General features: G+C 70.2%; 26 protein-coding genes. 13 read left to right on the forward strand and 13 right to left on the reverse strand.

The window, feature by feature from the left end; genetic code table 11:
• Positions 1-7: 7 nt before the first annotated feature.
• Complete coding sequence (locus tag AB6V29_RS14935) at positions 8-1,084, reverse strand: sensor histidine kinase (RefSeq protein WP_369359596.1); 1,077 nt, start codon at positions 1,082-1,084, stop codon at positions 8-10.
• On the reverse strand, positions 1,077-1,745 hold the full coding sequence (locus AB6V29_RS14940; protein ID WP_210076247.1) for a response regulator transcription factor: 669 nt from the start codon (positions 1,743-1,745) through the stop codon (positions 1,077-1,079). Before AB6V29_RS14940 ends, AB6V29_RS14935 begins: the two co-directional genes overlap by 8 nt.
• 107 nt (positions 1,746-1,852) lie before the next feature.
• Here AB6V29_RS14940 and AB6V29_RS14945 point away from each other — a divergent pair, with 107 nt between their 5' ends.
• A complete protein-coding gene (locus AB6V29_RS14945) occupies positions 1,853-2,356 on the forward strand; it encodes a metallophosphoesterase (RefSeq protein ID WP_369359599.1) in 504 nt (167 codons plus the stop codon).
• Positions 2,357-2,434: 78 nt separating this feature from the next.
• The gene (locus AB6V29_RS14950; protein WP_369359601.1) at positions 2,435-3,040 is read left to right on the forward strand and encodes a M15 family metallopeptidase; all 606 of its coding nucleotides are present in this window, start codon (positions 2,435-2,437) and stop codon (positions 3,038-3,040) included.
• Between the two features lie 47 nt (positions 3,041-3,087).
• On the opposite strand, the gene AB6V29_RS14955 is transcribed toward AB6V29_RS14950, so the two are convergent.
• The 3 genes from AB6V29_RS14955 to AB6V29_RS14965 form a co-directional block, all read right to left on the reverse strand.
• Positions 3,088-4,203: an acyl-CoA desaturase gene (locus AB6V29_RS14955; protein ID WP_267789391.1), complete on the reverse strand. Its 1,116-nt coding sequence runs from the start codon at positions 4,201-4,203 to the stop codon at positions 3,088-3,090.
• A 219-nt stretch (positions 4,204-4,422) separates the two neighbouring features.
• Complete coding sequence (locus AB6V29_RS14960) at positions 4,423-4,626, reverse strand: cold-shock protein (RefSeq protein WP_013583139.1); 204 nt, start codon at positions 4,624-4,626, stop codon at positions 4,423-4,425.
• A 12-nt stretch (positions 4,627-4,638) separates the two neighbouring features.
• The gene (locus AB6V29_RS14965; protein ID WP_103210781.1) at positions 4,639-4,926 is read right to left on the reverse strand and encodes a hypothetical protein; all 288 of its coding nucleotides are present in this window, start codon (positions 4,924-4,926) and stop codon (positions 4,639-4,641) included.
• Positions 4,927-5,155: 229 nt separating this feature from the next.
• Between AB6V29_RS14965 and AB6V29_RS14970 the strand changes: the two genes are divergently transcribed.
• Both AB6V29_RS14970 and AB6V29_RS14975 read left to right on the forward strand, forming a co-directional pair.
• Complete coding sequence (locus AB6V29_RS14970) at positions 5,156-5,506, forward strand: biopolymer transporter Tol (RefSeq protein WP_210076241.1); 351 nt, start codon at positions 5,156-5,158, stop codon at positions 5,504-5,506.
• 50 nt (positions 5,507-5,556) lie between these two features.
• A complete protein-coding gene (locus AB6V29_RS14975; RefSeq protein ID WP_210076239.1) occupies positions 5,557-6,048 on the forward strand; it encodes a pyridoxamine 5'-phosphate oxidase family protein in 492 nt (163 codons plus the stop codon).
• Positions 6,049-6,097: 49 nt separating this feature from the next.
• Here the strand turns inward: AB6V29_RS14975 and AB6V29_RS14980 are convergent, their stop codons facing one another.
• Complete coding sequence (locus tag AB6V29_RS14980; protein ID WP_369359603.1) at positions 6,098-6,229, reverse strand: hypothetical protein; 132 nt, start codon at positions 6,227-6,229, stop codon at positions 6,098-6,100.
• Between the two features lie 112 nt (positions 6,230-6,341).
• Between AB6V29_RS14980 and AB6V29_RS14985 the strand changes: the two genes are divergently transcribed.
• Entirely contained in the window at positions 6,342-6,497 is a 156-nt protein-coding gene (locus tag AB6V29_RS14985; RefSeq protein WP_150951372.1) for a DUF2256 domain-containing protein, read from the forward strand.
• Positions 6,494-7,957, forward strand: coding sequence for a cryptochrome/photolyase family protein (locus AB6V29_RS14990; RefSeq protein WP_369359604.1), 1,464 nt, complete (start codon positions 6,494-6,496; stop codon positions 7,955-7,957). The genes AB6V29_RS14985 and AB6V29_RS14990 overlap by 4 nt, the downstream gene beginning before the upstream one ends.
• A gap of 84 nt (positions 7,958-8,041) precedes the next feature.
• On the opposite strand, the gene AB6V29_RS14995 is transcribed toward AB6V29_RS14990, so the two are convergent.
• Positions 8,042-8,257 carry a DUF2945 domain-containing protein gene (locus AB6V29_RS14995; RefSeq protein WP_210076235.1) on the reverse strand — a complete coding sequence of 72 codons (216 nt, stop codon included), beginning with the start codon at positions 8,255-8,257 and terminating at the stop codon, positions 8,042-8,044.
• A 182-nt stretch (positions 8,258-8,439) separates the two neighbouring features.
• Here AB6V29_RS14995 and AB6V29_RS15000 point away from each other — a divergent pair, with 182 nt between their 5' ends.
• Entirely contained in the window at positions 8,440-9,969 is a 1,530-nt protein-coding gene (locus tag AB6V29_RS15000; protein WP_267786794.1) for a catalase, read from the forward strand.
• Positions 9,970-10,140: 171 nt separating this feature from the next.
• On the opposite strand, the gene AB6V29_RS15005 is transcribed toward AB6V29_RS15000, so the two are convergent.
• From AB6V29_RS15005 to AB6V29_RS15015, 3 genes are read right to left on the reverse strand one after another with little or no spacing between them, the layout of a single operon-like run.
• Positions 10,141-10,716, reverse strand: coding sequence for a hypothetical protein (locus AB6V29_RS15005; protein ID WP_307316371.1), 576 nt, complete (start codon positions 10,714-10,716; stop codon positions 10,141-10,143).
• Between the two features lie 8 nt (positions 10,717-10,724).
• Positions 10,725-11,558: an endonuclease/exonuclease/phosphatase family protein gene (locus AB6V29_RS15010; protein WP_369359607.1), complete on the reverse strand. Its 834-nt coding sequence runs from the start codon at positions 11,556-11,558 to the stop codon at positions 10,725-10,727.
• Positions 11,555-12,304: a glycosyltransferase family A protein gene (locus AB6V29_RS15015; RefSeq protein WP_267786798.1), complete on the reverse strand. Its 750-nt coding sequence runs from the start codon at positions 12,302-12,304 to the stop codon at positions 11,555-11,557. Before AB6V29_RS15015 ends, AB6V29_RS15010 begins: the two co-directional genes overlap by 4 nt.
• Positions 12,305-12,415: 111 nt before the next feature.
• Here AB6V29_RS15015 and AB6V29_RS15020 point away from each other — a divergent pair, with 111 nt between their 5' ends.
• From AB6V29_RS15020 to AB6V29_RS15030, 3 genes are read left to right on the forward strand one after another with little or no spacing between them, the layout of a single operon-like run.
• A complete protein-coding gene (locus tag AB6V29_RS15020; RefSeq protein ID WP_267786799.1) occupies positions 12,416-13,153 on the forward strand; it encodes a sulfurtransferase in 738 nt (245 codons plus the stop codon).
• Position 13,154: 1 nt separating this feature from the next.
• On the forward strand, positions 13,155-14,108 hold the full coding sequence (locus AB6V29_RS15025) for a dipeptidase (protein ID WP_369359609.1): 954 nt from the start codon (positions 13,155-13,157) through the stop codon (positions 14,106-14,108).
• The gene (locus tag AB6V29_RS15030) at positions 14,105-14,602 is read left to right on the forward strand and encodes a GNAT family N-acetyltransferase (RefSeq protein WP_210113119.1); all 498 of its coding nucleotides are present in this window, start codon (positions 14,105-14,107) and stop codon (positions 14,600-14,602) included. Before AB6V29_RS15025 ends, AB6V29_RS15030 begins: the two co-directional genes overlap by 4 nt.
• Positions 14,603-14,795: 193 nt before the next feature.
• Here AB6V29_RS15030 and AB6V29_RS15035 read toward each other — a convergent pair whose 3' ends face one another.
• Both AB6V29_RS15035 and AB6V29_RS15040 read right to left on the reverse strand, forming a co-directional pair.
• A complete protein-coding gene (locus tag AB6V29_RS15035; RefSeq protein ID WP_369359612.1) occupies positions 14,796-16,031 on the reverse strand; it encodes an NAD(P)/FAD-dependent oxidoreductase in 1,236 nt (411 codons plus the stop codon).
• Between the two features lie 49 nt (positions 16,032-16,080).
• Positions 16,081-16,431, reverse strand: a complete 351-nt coding sequence (locus tag AB6V29_RS15040) for a helix-turn-helix transcriptional regulator (RefSeq protein ID WP_210076218.1) — start codon at positions 16,429-16,431, stop codon at positions 16,081-16,083.
• Positions 16,432-16,531: 100 nt separating this feature from the next.
• Between AB6V29_RS15040 and AB6V29_RS15045 the strand changes: the two genes are divergently transcribed.
• The 3 genes from AB6V29_RS15045 to AB6V29_RS15055 are packed head-to-tail and all read left to right on the forward strand — an operon-like array spanning position 16,532 to position 18,725.
• Positions 16,532-16,939, forward strand: a complete 408-nt coding sequence (locus AB6V29_RS15045; RefSeq protein WP_369359614.1) for an arsenate reductase ArsC — start codon at positions 16,532-16,534, stop codon at positions 16,937-16,939.
• Positions 16,936-18,231, forward strand: a complete 1,296-nt coding sequence (locus AB6V29_RS15050) for an FAD-dependent oxidoreductase (RefSeq protein WP_369359615.1) — start codon at positions 16,936-16,938, stop codon at positions 18,229-18,231. The genes AB6V29_RS15045 and AB6V29_RS15050 overlap by 4 nt, the downstream gene beginning before the upstream one ends.
• On the forward strand, positions 18,198-18,725 hold the full coding sequence (locus tag AB6V29_RS15055) for an N-acetyltransferase family protein (RefSeq protein ID WP_369359617.1): 528 nt from the start codon (positions 18,198-18,200) through the stop codon (positions 18,723-18,725). The genes AB6V29_RS15050 and AB6V29_RS15055 overlap by 34 nt, the downstream gene beginning before the upstream one ends.
• A 48-nt stretch (positions 18,726-18,773) precedes the next feature.
• Here the strand turns inward: AB6V29_RS15055 and msrA are convergent, their stop codons facing one another.
• A complete protein-coding gene (gene msrA / locus AB6V29_RS15060; RefSeq protein WP_210113123.1) occupies positions 18,774-19,328 on the reverse strand; it encodes a peptide-methionine (S)-S-oxide reductase MsrA in 555 nt (184 codons plus the stop codon).
• Positions 19,329-19,339: the final 11 nt, after the last annotated feature.

Below are 19,339 nucleotides of genomic sequence, written 5' to 3' on the forward strand. Positions count from 1 at the left end.
CTCGTCGTCAGCGGGGCAGCCGGAGGCGGGCGTGGAGGCCGCCGCCGTCGCGGGGCCACAGCTCGAGGCGGCCACGGTGCGCGCGAGCGATCGAGGCGACGATCGCGAGTCCGAGGCCCGTGCCGTCGGCGCGCCCGCGCGTACGGCCGACCGCGCGCACGAAAGGTTCGGGGAGCGTCGCGACGAGCTCGTGCGAGAGCGTGTCGCCGCTGTTGACGACGTCGACGACCACCTCGTCGACCTCGCCGCTCACCGCGACGCGCACCCAGCCGCCCGCCACGTTGTGCACGAGCGCGTTGCGGACCAGGTTCGTCACGGCCTGGTGCACGAGCGTCTCGTCGATCCGCGCCACCCCGCCTGAGGCGCCGAGTATCGCCAGGTCGAGACCCCGGTCGTCGCCCTCGGCCTCCGCCACCACGGTCGCGACGAGATCGTCGACTCCCGTCGGTTCGAGCGAGAGCGCGTCCTCGCGTGTCGACCGGGCGAGGGCGAGCATCGCCTCGATCAGACGGATCGCGCGCTCGTTCGTGAGCTCGAGGCGGTGCAGCAGCTGGTCCACGTCTACGCCGGCGGGATCGACCCGGGCCACTTCGAGCAGCGTTCGCATCGTGGCGTGCGGTGTCCGCAGCTCGTGGGAGGCATTCGCGGCGAAGCGCTTCTGCTCGTCCAGGGTCTCTTCGACCCGCGCGAGCATCGCGTCGAAGGTGTCGGCGAGGTCCGTCAGCTCGTCACGACGCCCCGGCAACTCGACGCGGTGCGCGAGGTCGCCATCCCGCGCCGCGCGGGCGGCATCCGCGATCCGGTGCAGCGGACGCAGCATGATCCCCGACACGATCCAGCCGCCGCCGAGGCCGAGGACCGCCAGCGCGAGCACGGCGTACCACGCGTAGCGGACGAAGACCTCGGTGAGGTCGCCGCGACCCGGCGTGAACAGACCGCTCTGGGAGTACAGGTTGCCCTCGGGGAGGAAGCGCAGCACGAGGAACCCCACCACGAAGACAGCGATCCCCACGATCACGACGAAGCCCGCGTAGCTCAGGGTGAGCTTGAGTCGTACCGAGAGCCCGGGGGCACGCTCACGCATCGACCGGACCCATGCGGTAGCCGACACCCGCGACCGTCTGGATGAGCCACGGCTCGCCCAGGCGTTTGCGCAGCGTCGAGATCGTGATGCGCACGGCATTGGTGAACGGATCCGCGTTCTCGTCCCATGCGCGCTCGAGCAGGTCCTCGGCGCTGACCACGCCGCCGCCGGCGCCCATGAGGACCTGGAGCACCGCGAACTGCTTGCGGGTCAGCGAGACGTAGCGCCCGTCGCGATAGACCTCGCGGCGGAAGGGGTCGAGGCGGATGCCGTGCTGCTCGAGCACCGGCGGGAGCGAGGCCGCGGGACGACGGGCGAGGGCGTGCAGGCGCATCACCAGCTCGCGCAAAACGAACGGTTTCGTCAGGTAGTCGTCGGCACCGCTCTCGAAGCCGCTGGCCTTGTCGTCGAGCCGGTCTGCGGCCGTGAGCATGAGCACGCGCGGAGCCGCAGGCTGTGCGCTCAGGTGGCGTGCGATCTCATCGCCGTTCGGACCGGGGATGTCGCGATCGAGCACCACCACGTCGTAGGCGGTGTAGCCGAGGACCTCGAGGGCGGCGTCGCCGTCGCCGGCGATGTCGGCCGCGATCGCCTCGAGACGGAGGCCGTCGCGGATGGCCTCGGCGAGAAAGGGTTCGTCCTCGACGATCAGCACGCGCATCCCGTCATCGTAGGTGCGGGGGCGTATCGCCGACGTATGCGCGAGCCGGAGCCCGGAGTGGGAGTCGTTCCCGCCCCCGACAACCTCGGCCTCGATAGCGTGGGGGCATGGCGACCCGACTGCTCATCGTGGCCGATACGCACGTTCCCCGGAGGGCGCGCGTGCTTCCCGCGGCGGTGCGCGAAGCGGCATCCGGCGTCGATCTCATCGTGCACGCGGGTGACTGGGTGAGCGCGAGCGTGCTCGACGAACTCGAGACGCTCGGCCCCGTGCTGGGTGTGTGGGGCAACAACGACGGCGACGACCTGCGTTCGCGCCTGCCCGAGATCGCGCGCGCCGAGATCGACGGGGTGCGGGTCGCCGTCGTGCACGAGACCGGGGCGTCGCTCGGGCGCGAGAAGCGGATGGATGCCGCATTCCCCGACGCCGACCTGCTCGTGTTCGGGCACAGCCACATCCCGTGGGATACCGTCACCCCGAACGGCCTTCGCCTTCTCAACCCGGGCTCGCCCACCGACCGCCGCCGTCAGCCCGCGTGCACCCTCATGACCGCGACCCTCTCTGCCAGCGAGATCCGCGACGTGGTGCTGCACGAGGTCTCACGCGACTGAGCTATCGGCTCTGGCGTATCGCCGTCGTATGGTCCCCGCCATACGGCCCGGCAACGCGGGCCCGGCTCGAATGGGGGCATGGCATCTTCGGCATCCCGCACTCAATCCCCGTCCCGCGGCCGTATCGCATTCGTCGCAGTCGCGGTCGGTCTCGCCGTCGTCCTCACCGCGGTCGCGGCACTGCTCGCGATGACCACGGCGTCGTCGTTGTCGGCCGGGCTGAGCGCGCACGCGCCGTTCTCGCCGACCGAGGCCGAGGGGATGATCCCCGCCGAGGCGCCGCTGACGGTCTACGACGATCAGCACCCCGCGATGACCGGGCTCGACGGTGAGCTGCGCGATGCTCTGCGCGCGGCCCAGCGGGCCGCTGAGGTCGACGGGATCGTCTTCGACGTCACCAGCGGGTGGCGCAGCGCCGACTACCAGCGGTGGCTGCTGGGGGATGCGATTCGCACCTACCGCTCCGAAGCGATCGCGCGACAGTACGTCGCCTCGCCCGAGGGGTCGAGTCACGTCACCGGTCACGCCGTCGACATCGGCTCGCTCGACGCGCAGCTGTGGATCATCGATCACGGACGCGAGTGGGGTCTGTGCCAGACCTACGCCAACGAGCGGTGGCACTTCGAGAGGGCGACGGACGCCGGAGGAGAATGCCCCGCGCCGATGGCGGACGCGCGCGGGTGAACGACGACGGCGCCGCCCCGGAGGGGACGGCGCCGTCGTCGGGATGCCTACTCGACGTTGAGCTGACGCGTCGGAGAGGTCAGCGGGCAGTCGAAGGGGTCGCGGGCGGCCAGGCCGACCCGGTTGAGGTACGCGATGACGATGCCGTAGGACTGCAACAGCGTGGTCTCGACGTAGGGCACGTTCAGGGTGGCGCAGTGTTCGCGCACGATGACACGGGCCTTGCTGAGGTGCGTTCGCGGCATGTTCGGGAACAGGTGGTGCTCGATCTGGTAGTTCAGACCACCCATGAGCCACGTGGCCCACCAGCCGCCGGAGATGTTGCGCGAGGTGCGCACCTGCTTGCTGAAGAAGTCGAGCTTCGCGCCGGGCGCGATGATCGGCATGCCCTTGTGGTTGGGGGCGAAGGACGCTCCCATGTAGATGCCGAACACCGCGACCGAGACGCCGAAGAACGCGAAGGCGAGACCGACCGGCAAGAAGATGAAGATCGGCGCGATGAAGAGCGCGTGCCGCAGCGTCAGCAGGGCGATCTCGACCCAGCGCCCCTTGACCTCGCCGCGCGAGAAAAGGTGTCGGAAGGCCAGGACGTACAGGTTGATGCCTTCGAAAGCCAGCAGCGGGAAGAACAGGTAGCCCTGACGCCGGGTGATCCAGCGTTGGATGCCGCGGGCCTTGGCGGCGTCGACGTCGAGGAAAGAGATCGTGTCGATCTCAATGTCGGGGTCTTTGTCCACCCGGTTCGGGTTGGCGTGGTGTCGTGTGTGCTTCGATGCCCACCACGAACGGCTCATGCCCACGATGCCGTTGCCGATGAGCAGGCCCAGGCGGTCGTTGGCGGGGCCCGAGGCGAAGATCTGACGGTGTGCGGCCTCGTGGGCGAGGAATGCGACCTGGGTGAACAGGATGCCGAGGACCGCTGCGACGATCAGCTGGAACCAGCTGTCGCCGAGGAGGATGAAGCCGGTAACGCACCCGGCGAAGCCGAGCACGATGGCGCCGGCGACGACGGAGTAGAACACCGGCGTGCGAACGAGCAGTCCGCTCTCACGGACGACCTGAGACAGCTCTGTGTAGGCCTTGGTGATCGGGGGGAATTCGGTGGTTCCGGAGTAGGTCTGACGAACGGGGCCGAGACGGGACTCGACGACGGTGGAGGCTATGTTCTGCTCCTCGGATCGGGAAGGACCGGGGTGGACGGCGGAGCGGCTACTCCGCGCTGAGGCCCACACTACGGCTGGCCGTATGGGCGACTCGGAATACGTCGCGATGCTCAGCGGGCTCTCGGGAAACCGAAACCCAGCGAGCGAAAAGGGGCCGGAAACCGACGAAAGCCGGGTCGTCGCGATGGCGACGAACCCGGCTCTCGAGGTAAGCGGAGCTTAGAGGGGGCGGATGTTCGCCGCCTGCATGCCCTTGGGGCCCTGCTCAGCGTCGAATTCGACCTTCTGTGCTTCCGTGAGCTCCTTGAAGCCGTTGCCCTGGATCGCGCTGAAGTGCGCGAACAGGTCGGCGGAGCCGTCGTCGGGAGCAATGAAGCCGTAGCCCTTTTCGGAGTTGAACCATTTCACGGTGCCAGTGGCCATCGTGTTCTTCCTTTATTCATGTTGGGCCGCAATGCGGCCGTGGGCGCCGCTCCGACGAGTGCGGAGCGGACGGGGACGCCGCGTCACCGTGGTGGTGGCGCGTACGCGGTGCCCGTCGACGGCGGCCTGAGCCGCGTCGACGGACGTGTGGACACCGAGATTTTCGCCGAGGGGGCCCTGGGCTTCGAAGCCCGAGGTTCCCGCGCCGACGAAACCGGCGTAGTCGGATCCGACCGTCGCGACGTACACGTCGAGATCGGCCTGGCGCCACGATAGCGGCGAGGGGTGAAGCAGAGACACAAGAACTTTCCGCGAGTGCGAGGCGAGGACCGAAGCCGTCGAGCGAGGCACGCGATGGTGAGAGGGGGATTGCTGTCGGAAACGGCTCGGCGCCGTGCGCCCGGCATCTCAGCGATGAGGCGGGCGTCGATGAAGCAAGTCCCAGAACGAATACTGACGAGGCTAGCACGGATGTCCCCTCTGTGCCGGGGAGATTTCGCGACCCCTGTCTGAAGGGTGCACTGGGGTCATGGCATCCGCGGACGAAACCACCGACGACGAGCGTTGGCTCGTGATCGACGGCAGACGATGGCGACGGACCGATCCGCGGCTCCCCGAGGACCTGGCCGTGCGTCTGCGCTCGCATCTCGGGCGGGCGCGATCCGCGGTGCGCACGGCGAAGGGGACCGGCGATGACGACGCCGTGGCCGCCGCGCGCGAGCGCGTGGGAATCGCCAAACGCGGCCTGGGGGAGCGGGGACCGCGCTGGTGGGACGACGAGGTCGACGCGCGTGTGCGCCGCGCCCGCGACGCGCTGGAAGCTCTCGACGCGTTGGCGGCCACCGACAGAGCAGACGGTGCGGCCGACGTCAACGCATAGCGCGGCGTCATCTCGCGCGATTCGCTGAAGGATCGAACCGAAGGAGTCTCATGTCCACCACCGCGTCCGAGCTCGAAACGCTCAACGAACTGCTGAAGAAGTTCCGCTTCGCCATGGTCACCACCCGCGCCGAGGACGGTGCTCTGCACGCGCACCCGCTGACGGTGCAGGAGCGCGAGTCCGATGGCGACCTCTGGTTCATCGTCGGCACGCACGCCTCGGCCGTCCAGCACGTGCGCCGCGAACCGAAGGTGGGTCTGTCGTTCAGCACCGACGGAACCTGGCTGTCGCTGGCGGGCGAGGCCGAGGTGATCGACGACCTCGCCAAGCTCAAGGAGCTGTGGTCGACGAGCGTCGAGGCATGGTTCCCCGACGGCCCCGAGTCGCCGGGGGTGACGCTGCTGAAGGTGTCCGCGCTGACCGGCGAGTACTGGGGCAGCGCGGGGGGACGTCTCGCGACGGCGATCGCCCTGGTCACCTCGAAGGTGACGGGCCAGCGCCCGAAGGGCGGCGAGAACGAGAAGTTCGACCTCACTGACTGACGACCCATCGAGGAGCCCCGCGCCGGACCGGTGCGGGGCTCCCCGTGTGTCAGCCGCCCGAGGGGTTGTCGACCGGGGCCTCGCCGTCGTCGGTCGTGTCGGGGATCGAGGGGGCGTCGGCCGTCTCGAGCTCGTCGGGGTCGTCGGCGGTGTCGTTCGTGCGCTCCGGTGCGGTATCCATGTCGCTAGCGGACCACGTCCGGACCCGCCGCCGCGCGGGCCTTGCGCAAACCGGGTCGGCGTGCGAGCGCAAGCCCCCGGATGCCGCGGGTGCGCTTTGCGACGATGACGGCATGTCACGACCCGAGGTGCGCTCCAAGCCCTGCGCCTACTGCGGACGCCCGTTCACCGATCGCAAACGGTGGAGCGGCCGTGACCAGTGGGACCAGGTGCTGTACTGCTCGCGCGGCTGCCGGGCGAACGCCGCGAAGCAGAGGCGGCGCGCGTGAAGGCCGCGCTGATCCTCGCGACGCAGCAGTTCGCCGAGCACCCGGCGTACGACGACGACGAGGTGCAGGAGTTCTTCTTCATCGAGTCGGCACCGCGTTTCGCGAAGCTTCCGTATCACCGTCACAAGATCGTGCTGCTGATCTCGGCGATGCGTCACACGGCTGCCCGACTCGAGGCCGAGGGACGTATCGTTCGGCGGATCACCCTCGACGACGACCTCACCTTCAAGGCCGGTCTCGAGCGCCTGCTGCAGAAGCACCGGGTCACCGAGCTGACCTGGATGAGCGACCCGAACCGCCCGGTGGACGCTCGCATCGCCCGCATCTGCGCGGATCACGACGTCGACACCGACGTCCTCTCGGACGCCCTGTTCCTCACCCCCGAAGACGACGTCGACGGGTGGTTCGCCGAGCACCCGACGCCGCTCATGGAGGACTTCTACCACTGGCAGCGTCGGCGTACCGGCATTCTGATGGACGGGGGCAAGCCCGCCGGTCGTCGGTGGAACTTCGACGCCGACAACCGCAAAGCGCTGCCGAAGAAGGGCGTGAAGATCCCGCCCCTGCCGCAGCTCGACCACGACGACATCACGCGAGCCGTCATCGCCGAGGTCGACGAACGCTATCCCGAGCACCCCGGCAGCGCCGCGGACTTCTGGCTTCCCGTCACCCCCGAGGACTCTCGCGACTGGCTCGACGTCTTCGTCGCCGAGCGCCTGCACGACTTCGGTCGGTACGAAGACGCGATGAAGGCCGACGAGCCCTTCCTCTTCCACGCGATCATCTCGCCGATGCTGAACATCGGTCTGCTCACCGTAGAAGAAGTGGTCGCCGCCGCCACACGGACCGATGCCCCCCTGGCATCCGTCGAGGGCTTTCTCCGTCAGGTGATCGGGTGGCGCGAGTACATGCGCGGCATGTACCGAGCCCACCCGAAGCTCGAGCACGTCAACGCGCTGCACCTCGAGAAGCGCATCGAGAAGTACTGGTACACGGCAGAACGGATGCCGCGGGACCTGCCGATCCCCGTGCGCACGGTGCTCGAACGGGTGCACCGCTGGGGCTACGCGCACCACATCGAGCGGCTCATGGTGCTGGGCAACTGGTTGCTGCTGCAGGGGTACGCGCCGCGGCAGGTGAACGCGTGGTTCCTCGCTCTGTTCGTCGACGCCTACGACTGGGTGATGGTCCCCAACGTGATGGGGATGAGCCAGTTCGCCGACGGCGGGTTCGTCGCGACGAAGCCGTACGTCTCGGGCGGGGCCTACCTGCAGAAGATGGGCTCGTGGTGGCCGTCGGCTCAGGACGCCAAGGACTCGGTCTTCACGGACGCCTACTGGGAGTTCCTGGAGCGGCACGAGGACGTGCTGGCCGGCAACCACAGGCTCGGGCTGGCCCTGGCGCAGATGCGCAAGCGGCGGGACGCCCGCGAGGCGGACGGCGGCGGGCCGAACTCCTGAGATACCGGTGGTGGGCCAGGTCTGCGACCGCTGTATCGCGACGCAGACGCGTGGATTCAGGAGTTCGGCACGCGACGCGCTCGCTCAGCTCTTCAGCTTGTTCAGTGCCGAACCCTTGTGCGCGGCCTTCGAGCCGGACTTCTCCGATTCCACGATGTAGGCCGGTTCGTCGTCGGATGCCGTGAACTTCTGGCCGTCGTGCTGGAAGTCCTTCGTCTTCTTCTCCACGACCTTGCCCTGGGTCTTCCCCTGCGGGGTGTCCCAGCTGACGCGGTCGCCCTTCGACAGATCCTTCGACATGTGCTCGTTCCTCTCGTTCGGTCCCGCCATGCTGTCGAGGCGGGACACTGCTCAGCGGGGGATTGACAGCCTCAGGAGCCCTACGTGGTCGAGACCCATTGCGCAATGCCTCCGCGATGTCGGAGGCCCCGCCTACCGTGGAGGTGGGCCTTTCGTCTTCGGCCCACGACGTGAGGAGAGCCATGACCGAGCCGACCACCGCCAACAACGGAGCCCCCGTCGCCAGCGACGAGCACTCCCAGAGCGTCGGAGCCGACGGCTCGATCGCTCTCACCGACCACTATCTGATCGAGAAGCTGGCGCAGTTCAACCGCGAGCGCGTTCCCGAGCGCGTCGTACACGCCAAGGGCGGTGGGGCGTTCGGCACGTTCCGCACGACCGGTGACGTGTCGGCCTACACGCGCGCGGCGCTGTTCCAGCCGGGCGTCGAGACAGAGATGCTCGCGCGTTTCTCGTCGGTCGCCGGCGAGCAGGGCAGCCCCGACACCTGGCGCGACCCGCGCGGGTTCTCGCTGAAGTTCTACACGACCGAGGGCAACTACGACCTCGTCGGCAACAACACCCCGGTCTTCTTCGTGAAGGACGGCATCAAGTTCCCCGACTTCATCCGCTCGCAGAAGCGTCTGCCCGGCAGCCACCTGCGCGACAACACCATGCAGTGGGACTTCTGGACGCTCTCTCCCGAGAGCGCGCACCAGGTCACCTGGCTGATGGGCGACCGCGGGATCCCGGCATCCTGGCGCCACATGAACGGCTACGGGTCGCACACGTACCAGTGGATCAATGCCGAGGGCGAGCGGTTCTGGGTGAAGTACCACTTCCACACCGACCTCGGCCACAAGACGCTCACGCAGGACGAAGCCGATCAGATCGCGGGGCAGGACGCCGACTTCCACATCCGCGATCTCTACGCCGCGATCGAGCGGAACGAGTTCCCCACGTGGACGCTCAAGGTGCAGATCATGCCGTACGAGGATGCGAAGACCTACCGCTTCAACCCCTTCGATCTGACCAAGGTGTGGCCGCACAGCGACTACCCCGAGATCGAGGTCGGCACGATGGAGCTGAACCGCAATCCGGGCAACTACTTCGCCGAGATCGAGCAGGCGGCCTTCGAGCCGTCGAACTTCGTACCCGGCATCGACGGCAGCCCCGACAAGATGCTGCAGGCGCGCATCTTCAGCTACGCCGATGCGCACCGCTATCGCGTGGGCACGAACTACCAGCAGCTGCCGGTGAACCGGCCGCACACCGAGGTGCACTCGTACTCGAAGGAAGGCGCCATGCGCTACGAGTACAACCCGCCCGAGGTGCCCGTCTACGCCCCCAACTCGGTCGGCGGCCCTGCGGCCGACCCGCGCCGCGCGGGCGACGGCGGCTGGCAGAGCGACGGCGAGCTCGTGCGCTCGGCGGCGACCCTCCACCCCGAGGATGACGACTGGGGTCAGGCGGGAACGCTCGTGCGCGAGGTCATGTCGGCCGAGGAGCGCGACCGCCTGGTCGAGACGATCACCGGGCACGTCGGCGGTGTGACCCGCGCCGAGGTGCGCGATCGCGCCGTGCAGTACTGGAAGAACGTCGATGCCGAGCTCGGTGCCCGCGTCGAGGCCGGACTCCCGCCACTCGAGGGATCGACCGCTCCGGGCGAGCAGCTCAGCGAGCCCAACCCCGACGGCGACCTCGTCGGACGGGACGTTGCGGGTCGCATCTGAGCGTCGACAGACCGGACCGGCGGCCTCCTTCGGGGGGCCGCCGGTCTTCTCGTCCGGCGCGGGGGCCGGCTCCGACGCGGCGATATCGTGCCGAAGCCGCCTCTCACCGGCGGTACGTCGCTCACACGCCTCGGTCGTCCTCGTGACGCCGTCTCGCGTCGGAGTGCGTCCTCACAGCGCGGCGCGATCCGCTCGGGTCAGCGGCAGCCGCGATGCCAAGACGCCGGCGATCAGCGCGCCCGCGCCGCCGGCCATCATGTCGCCGATGGTGTCGTCGTAGGTGACGAAGATCGCGTCGGTGATGAAGCGGTAGCCGAACCACTCGACCATCTCCCAGACGGCGCTGAGCGCGAGGCCCGCGATCGTCGCGACGACGATCGGCGTGCGGCGGCGGCCGGTCGACCCGATCACGCCCGCGTCGTCGAGGAGCACGAGAGCGATCGCGGCGAGAACCCCGGTGCACACCACGTGCACCACCAGGTCCCAACCCGTCCAGGTGCGGTACAGATCGATGACGTTGCTGCCCGCGGCCACGAACACCGTGACGCACGCGATGAGGTCGAGCCCTGACCGCAGACCGATCATCCGCGAGAGCATGACGGCGGGCAACGACATGGACAGCACGGCGAAGTCCGTGAACGGCAGGGTGAACGACGACGCGAGGACGACGACGATCGCCAGGGCCCGCACGGCGTCGGACAGCCAGTCGGTGAGGCTTCGCGGCGGACGCTTCAGGTTCGCGTACATCGCCGGGATCACGGCGTCCCCGGGGGATGGATGCGCACCACGGCCTGCACCGGAAGGTGGTCGCTCGGCCACTGCGTGCCCGTCGGGCGCGGGTCGATGCCCACCGCCCTCACTCCCACGTCGGGGGTCGCCAGCAGGGCGTCGATGCGTCGTGCGCCGATCCTGGGCGCCGCGTAGTTGTTGAAGGTGCCCCACTCCGCGGTGCGGCGGGCGGGGGCGTACGACCACGTGTCGACGAGCAGGCCGTCGGCGAACATGTCCGCGAGCTCGCTCGAGCGCACGTGCGCGTTCACGTCGGCCGTGAACAGCAACGGGTGCTCGCGTCGGGCGACGAGCTCGTGCAGCCAGGTCGCCGATCGGCGCCGGGCCCGGCGCGAGAACGCGTCGAAGTGCGTGTTGACGAAGGTGAACCGGGAGCCGGTGGCGCGGTCGCGCAGCTGCGCGATGACCGCGATGCGCGGGATCGTGTTCCCCCACCCGGTCGAGGCGGGCACCTCGGGCGTATCGGACAGGGCGACCTGCTGCCAATCCTCGACCTCGATGCGCTCGCGGTCGTAGAACAGCGGGGTGCCCTCGCCGTCGCGGCGCGGCCCCCGCCCGAGGCCGATCCGTCCGTAGTCCGAGCCGAGCGCGCCCTGCACCCACCGCGCCTGATCGGGCATCGCTTCCTGCGTGCCCAGCAGATGTGGCTTGTTGGCGCTCAAGAAGGTGCGCAGGCGTTCTTTGCGCATCGGCCACCGGTCGGCGGGCGGCCACGTGATCCGGTCGAAGCGGCGGCGGATGTTGAAGCTCATCACATGCAGCTCGGGCGGCTCGACGTTCGGGAACAGGATGCCGGTCACGAGCGCCCCCGCATGCCCAGACGCATCCACCGGGCCGGGGGGATGTCGGCGGGCCAATGCACGAACACCGTGCCCGCGCCGCGGCGGAAGCATCGCGCGAAGCGGCGGGGTTCGACCGTGCGCGACGAGACCCGCATGTGCGCGCCCGACACCCGCGCGATCCGGTGCCGCCGGCCGAGGTGATAGGCGAGGTCGAGATCGTCGTGCAGCTCGGGGTCGAGGTGCACCTCGCCGCGCACGTCCTCCCACGCGCGACGGCGGAACGCCATGTTCGATCCCCACAGCGGCGTGTGACCCAGGGCCGGGGTGGCGAAGGTGGCGTAGGTGCCGAGGAAGAGCCGCGCCATCGCCACCCGTCCTCGCGCGGGGCCGTCGTGGAACACGGCGCCGCCGGTCACGGCATCCACTGTCGTGTCCCTCAGCGCCTCGACCATGCTCTCCACCCACGTCGGGGTGGGGATGCTGTCGGCATCCAGGCGCAGGATGAGCTCGCCCCGCGCCGCGTCGTAGCCCGCCGCGGCCGCGGCGGGGATCCCGCGCTCGCCGCAGAACACCACCCGCGCGCCCGCGGCTCGGGCGATGTCGGCGCTGTCGTCGGTCGAGGCGTTGTCGACGACGACGACCTCGTCCGGCGCGAGCGTCTGCGCGGCGAGGGCGCGCAGGCAGCGCCACAGGTGGGCGCCGTCGTCGCGGCACGGAATGACGACGGAGACGGTGACGGCCGACGCAACGGGGCCTTGAGGCACGCTTCCTCCCGGGGACGAGTGCTTCCACGCTAGGCGATGCGCGATCGGAGCCTCCCGGCTTGACGACCGCGCCGTCGGCCGACAGCGCGCACCTTTCGTATCGTGGATGCCATGGCATCCGTCCTCAACGTCTCGGCGTATCTGTTCACGCGCATCGATCATCCGGCGTCCCTGCGCACGGTCCTTCGCGAGCGCGCGAGCGAGGCGGGGCTGCGCGGAACGATCCTGCTGGCGGAGGAGGGCATCAACCTGTTCCTCGCGGGCGATGGCGACGCGGTGCGCGGGTTCCTCGACGAGGTGCGCTGCGACGAGCGGTTCGCGGCCCTGAGAGCCAAAGAGAGCTGGTCGGACGAGGTGCCCTTCGGCAAGCTCCTCGTGAAGGTCAAGCGCGAGATCATCCGCATGGACCGGCCGGAGGTCCGCCCGCAGGACGGAAGGGCTCCCGTCGTCACCCCCGCCACCCTGCGCCGCTGGCTCGACCGGGGCGCCGACGACGAGGGTCGCGAGGTCGTGCTCGTCGACACGCGCAACGCGTTCGAGGTCGACTACGGCACGTTCGCCGGTGCGAAGGACTGGCGCATCGACCGCTTCACCCAGTTCCCGGATGCCGCGGACTCGCACCGCGACGAGCTCGAGGGCAAGACCGTGGTGAGCTTCTGCACCGGCGGGATCCGCTGCGAGAAGGCCGCGCTGCATCTGCGGGCCGAGGGGCTCGAGGCCTACCAGCTCGAGGGCGGGATCCTCGGGTGGTTCGAGGCCCAGGGCGCCGCGCACTGGAACGGCGACTGCTTCGTCTTCGACGAGCGCGAGGCCCTCGACCCCGCCCTCTCCGCCCGGGTCGTGGCCTGACGTGCTCTGGGACCAGCACGCCTGCGTCGAGCTCGTCGAGTCCGCCGACCTCGGCGACCTGCGGCGCTACCGCGAAGCCGGGGGAGGCTACGTCTCGATCAACGTCGGCTACGCCCCGCACACGCCCGAGCTCACGGCATCCCTCCTTCGCTCCTTCCGCGCGCAGGTGGACGCGATCGACGGGTTGGAGCTGGCCGCCACCGTGGCCGACATCGACCGGGTCTCGGCCCGGGGCGACACAGCCGTGGCCTTCGACCTCGAAGACAGCGGCCCCCTCGGGGGCGACCTGGATGCCGTGGCCACCCTCGTCGCCCGGGGAGTGCGCACCCTCGGCCCGACCTACAACCATGCCAATCGCGCCGGCGGCGGGTGCCTCGACGCGGTCGACGACGGACTCACCGCGTGGGGCCGCGATCTCGTCGCCGAGATGAACAGGCGCGGCATGGTTCCCGACGGCTCGCACGTCGGCGCCCGCACGACCTTCGACATGTGCGCCGCGTCGACCCGCCCGGTCGTGTTCAGCCACTCGAACATGCGCGCCGTGTGGGAGCACCCCCGCAACATCACCGACGACCAGGCGCGCGCGGCGGCAGCCACCGGGGGAGTGGTGGGCATCACCGGCGTGGGCATCTTCTTGGGGCCGAACACCCCGACCCTCGAGGCGATGATCCGCCACCTCGAGTACGCGGTCGAGCTCGTCGGTAGCGAGCACGTGGGCGTCAGCACCGACTTCTCGTTCGACTGGGAGACCTTCCGCGACGAGGTGGTCCGCATGCCCGAGCTCTACGATGCGAGCTACACCCGGTGGGGGCCGATGGAGTGGATGCCGCCCGAGACCTTCGTGCTCCTCGGCTCGGCGCTCGCCGCGCGAGGATGGAAAGACACCGACGTCGCCGCCGTGCTCGGCGGGAACTTCCGCCGCGTCGCGGCCGAGAGCTGGGAGCCCCTGACATGACCCACCTGAAAGACGGCGCCGTGCTGCGCCCCGCTCGTGCGGGAGACGAAGAGGGAATCCTCGCGTGCATCCAGGCTCTCGCCGACTACGAACGCGAACCGGATGCCGTCGACAACACCGCCGAGATGATCGCCGACACGCTGTTCGGCGATGACGCCCGCGCATTCGCCTTCGTCGTCGAGAGGGAGGGGGAGATCCGGGCCATCGCGATCTGGTTCCTCACCTACTCGACGTGGACCGGTCGCCACGGCATCTGGCTCGAGGACCTGTACGTCCACGAGCCGTACCGGTCGAACGGCTACGGCGTCGCCCTCTTGGCCGCGCTCGCCGCGGAGTGCCTCGAGAAGGGCTACTCGCGTCTGGAATGGACCGTGCTCGACTGGAACGAGCCCGCGATCGGCTTCTACCGCGCGCTCGGCGCCGAGGCGATGGACGAGTGGACGACCCGCCGGGTGACCGGCGACGCGCTGGCGGCGTTGGCGGCGCGGGGGTAGCTCGGGTTCTGCGCCCGTGCATTCCCGGGTCGCGGCGCGGACCGAGCAGCGCGCGGTGCGCGGGCGGCGGGGCACCGAAAGCATCTCGCTGACAAACCCGCGTCAGGTTGCAGCGGAGCTGTCAGCGAGATGCCGTCTCGCGATGGAGGTGGCGCGCGACGTCTCGCGCATCGCGCCGGGTGGCCGCGCGAATTCACCGCGCGAGGTCTCGCAGCACCGCCTCGGCGGCGCGCTGCCCCGACACCAGAGCGCCCTGGATCGAAGCGGTGTCGCGGTGGTCGCCGGCGAGGTATCGGCCATCGTCGAGCCGCACGCGGCGGCGCAGGTGCAGCGGCGGGTCCTGCACGGGGAGCGCGTGGGTGATGTCGTCGCGGCGCAGCAGGCGCCACGGCCGGGCGTCGGCTTCCCACACCTCGCCGAGCTGACGCCGCACGTCGTTCTCGGTGGCGGCCGACGGCATCACGCACGTGGCCTGGATGAGGTGCTGTCCGCGCGGGGCGTACGTGGGGGCGGTGTTGGTCATGACCGCGGTGTTGACGATCGGCCCGCGGCGACGGCCGTCCACGCGTAGCGCGGCATCGTCCGAGGGGGCCTCGTCGGCGGCGAACCACCACGTCTGCAGGCCCCGCGTGCGGGGGTGCGGGGCATCGAGAGCGTGATCCAGGCCGCTCGCGAGCACGACGCTGCGGGCGGTCACGGCATCCCGACCCTCCACCCCGAGGTGCCAGCCGCGCGTGCGCCGCCGGGTCGACACGACGCGGTGCGAGAGGCGGATGCCGACACCCGCACGCCGCGCGGTGTCGGCGAGCTGCGCGGGAAGGGCGCCGATCCCCGCGGCGGGAACGCCGGGGCGCCCGAGCGCGAAGCTGCGGATGAGCAGGCGTACGAAGGCGTCGGAGGTCTCTTGCCGGTCGTCGGCGATCACCCCGGCGAGGAAGGGCTCGAGCACCGCCTCGCGAAGGGGTCCGCGTAGCCCGGCCCGGTCCCAGCCCTCGTCGAGCGAGAAGTCGCGGCCCCTCTTCGCGGCGCGCGCCGACAGTAGGGTGGGGCCGACCCATCGTGCGAGTGCGGCGACATCGGCGGGGTGGACGAGCCCGCTCGCGAGAGTCGTCGGGAGAGATGACGGATGCCGCAGCGGATGGGCCAACCGCGCGACCCGGTCGTCGAGCCGCACGCCGACGGCGACCGGGAAGCGCCGGAGCGCGAGGGCGTCGATGTCGACCCAGCGCCGCACGGCCGGATACGCCGGGTTCAGCACGTGGAAGCCGAGGTCGAGGCGGAAGCCGTCGACGATGTCGGTGCGCTCGCGCCCGCCGACCGCGTCGTTCGCCTCGAGGACCACGACGTCGCGCCCGGCCTCGGCCAGCCGGGTCGCGGCGCGGAGTCCCGCAAGCCCTGCTCCCACCACGACGACGTCGTACTCGCTCATGCCGCGAGCCTAAGCAGGCGAAGGCGAGCGGAAGCGGGGGTTGCGAGTGTCAGCGACGGGGCGCGATGGCCGCGGCGACGCTGTCGAGAGCGCCCGGCACGAGCGAGAAGTACGCCCAGGTGCCGCGCTTCTCGCGGGTCAGGATGCCGGCATCCACCAGCACCTTCGTGTGGTGCGAGACCGTGGGCTGCGAGAGGCCGAGGGGTTCCTGCAGGTCGCACGCGCACGTGGCGCCGGCGTCTTGCGCGGCGATGATCGACACGATCCGCAGCCGCGCCGGATCGGCGAGCGCTTTGAGCGTCTTCGCCAGCGTCTCCGCTTCGGCCGGGGCCATCGCCGCGTCGCTCGACGAGACGCAGCAGCCGGCGTCGAGCAGGGGCAGGGCGATGGGGGAGGTCATGGCATCCATCATCGCCCTCACATCGATGAACGTCAATATTGACGAACGTCGATGTGTTGCGTCATGCTGTTCCCGTTCGACCCGACCCGAAGGAAGCACCATGTCCGACACCGCCACGATCCTCTTCGTCTGCGTGCACAACGCCGGCCGCTCGCAGATGGCCGCGGGCTACGCCCGCACCCTGGGCGGCGACCGCGTGCGCGTGCTGTCCGGTGGCAGCGCCCCCGGCGAGGCCCTCAACCCCATGGCGGTGGCCGCGATGGCCGAAGAGGGGATCGACATCAGCTCCGAGGTACCGCAGCTGCTGCTCACCGACGACGTGCGTGCGTCCGACGCCGTCATCACGATGGGCTGCGGAGACGCGTGCCCGATATTCCCCGGCAAGCGCTACGAGGACTGGGAGCTGACCGACCCGGCCGGCAAGGGTCTCGACGAGGTACGCCCCATCCGCGACGACATCAAGGCGCGGGTGACCACGCTGCTGCGCGAGCTCGGGGTCGACGCATGAGCCTGACCCTCACGGTCCCGCCGCGGCTCGAGGCCGATCGCCGCGCGGGTCTGCCCGTCGCGATCATCGGAGCCGGCCCCGTCGGCCTGGCTGCCGCCGCGCACCTCATCGAACGCGGGCTGCCGGTCGTGGTCTTCGAAGCGGGCGACACCGCCGGCGCGGCCGTTCGCGCGTGGGGGCACACCCGTCTCTTCTCGCCATGGCGCTACGTCGTCGACGCCGCCGCGCGTCGCCTGCTCGAGGCCGAGGGGTGGACCGCCCCGGATGCCGAGGGACTCCCCACCGGAGACGAGCTGGTCGACGGCTACCTCGAACCCCTCGCGCGCACCGCCGCCCTGGCATCCGTCATCCGGTACGGCACGCGCGTCGAGGCCGTGGCCCGCCAGGGCATGGACCGCACGCGGTCGGTGGGTCGGGCGGCCACTCCTTTCGTGCTGCGACTGCGCACGGCCGAGCAGACGACGGATGCCACGGCTCGCGCCGTCATCGACACCTCGGGCACCACGAGCTCGCCGCGGTCGCTGCTGTCGTCGGGTCTCGCGCACGACGACCTCGGTGATCGCGTGACGACGGCGCTCCCCGATGTGCGCGGACGCGACCGCGATCGCTTCGCCGGTCGGCGCGTGCTCGTCGTCGGTGCGGGGCACTCGGCGGCGAACACCCTGATCGCCCTCGCCGCTCTCGCCGAGGAGGATCCGGCGACGCGTGTGTCGTGGGCGGTGCGCAACGACGGCACCGCACGCCTGGCCGCCGACGCCGCCGACGACCTCGCCGCGCGTGGACGCCTCGGCGGGGCGGCCCACCGGCTCGTTGCCGACGGCCGGGTCGAGCAGCTGGTCTTGTTCGAGATCGACGACGTGCGTGTCGTCGACGACGGCGTGCGGGTGACGGGGCGGCGGTCGGGAGAGCCGTTCGCCCTCGAGGTCGACGTGATCGTCAACGCCACGGGATTCCGTCCCGACCTGACGATGCTGCGCGAGATCCGCGTGGGGCTCGACGAGATCGTCGAGGCACCGCGCGCGCTCGCCCCGCTCATCGACCCGAATCTGCATTCGTGCGGCTCCGTGCCGCCGCACGGGGTCGCCGAACTGACGCACCCCGAGCCCGACTTCTTCCTCGCGGGCATGAAGTCGTACGGGCGGGCGCCCACCTTCCTTCTGCTCACCGGATACGAGCAGGTGCGCTCGATCGCGGCGGAAATCGCCGGCGACCGGGTGGCGGCACGGCAGGTCGATCTCGTGCTGCCCGAGACGGGCGTGTGCACGACCGACGCGGGGTCCTGCTGCGCGTGAGCGCGTCGCTGCGCCCGCTCGCCGCGGACGATTGGCCGGAGGTCCACCGCATCTACGCGGAGGGCATCGCGACCGGCCACGCGACGTTCGAGACGGCGCCCCCGGCGACGTGGGGCGAGTTCGACGAGGGCAAGGTGGTCGCGCATCGCGTCGTCGCGGTCGTCGACGACCGGGTCGTCGGTTGGGCGGCCGTCTCCGCCGTGTCGGCACGCCCCGTCTACCGCGGGGTCGTGGAGCACTCGGTCTACGTCGAGGCCGACGCCCGCGGTCGGGGGATCGGTCACCTGCTGCTCGAGGCTCTCATCGCCTCGACGGAGGCCGCCGGTGTCTGGACGATTCAGTCGTCGATCTTTGCCGACAATCACGCCTCGCTCGCCCTGCACGCGCGCCACGGTTTCCGCACCATCGGGGTTCGCGAGCGCATCGGCCGCGACGCTGCCGGCATGTGGCGCGACACCGTGCTGATCGAGAGACGCAGCCGAGCAGTCACGTGACACGACAGAGGGCCCGGATGCCATGGCATCCGGGCCCTCGCTCGTCGCTTACGCGGAGGCTTGCTCGCGCTTGGGCAGCACCCAACCGGGGCGTACGAAGTGGCACGTGTACCCGTTCGGGATGCGGATCAGGTAGTCCTGGTGCTCGGGCTCGGCCTCCCAGAAGGGCGCCTCGGGCTCGATCGTGGTGACGGCCTTGGCGGGCCAGATGCCCGACGCGTCGACGTCGGCGATCGTGTCGCGCGCGACCTTCTCCTGCTCGGGCGAGAGCGGGAAGATCGCCGAGCGGTAGCTCGTGCCGACGTCGTTGCCCTGACGGTTCAGGGTCGACGGATCGTGGATCTGGAAGAAGAACGCCAGGATGTCGCGGTACGACGTCTGCGTCGGGTCGAAGACGATCTCGACGGCCTCGGCGTGACCGGGGTGGTTGCGGTAGGTCGCGTGGTCGTTCTGACCTCCGGTGTAGCCGACGCGCGTGTCGAGCACACCGGGCTGGCGACGGATGAGGTCCTCGACCCCCCAGAAGCAGCCGCCCGCGAGGACGGCGGTCTCGGTGCCGGGACGACGGGTGATCTCGCCGGTGTCGGAAGGTCCGCTGGTCATGATGATGCTCC

It is taken from the genome of Microbacterium sp. 20-116 (assembly GCF_041079415.1).
Taxonomy (GTDB): domain Bacteria; phylum Actinomycetota; class Actinomycetes; order Actinomycetales; family Microbacteriaceae; genus Microbacterium.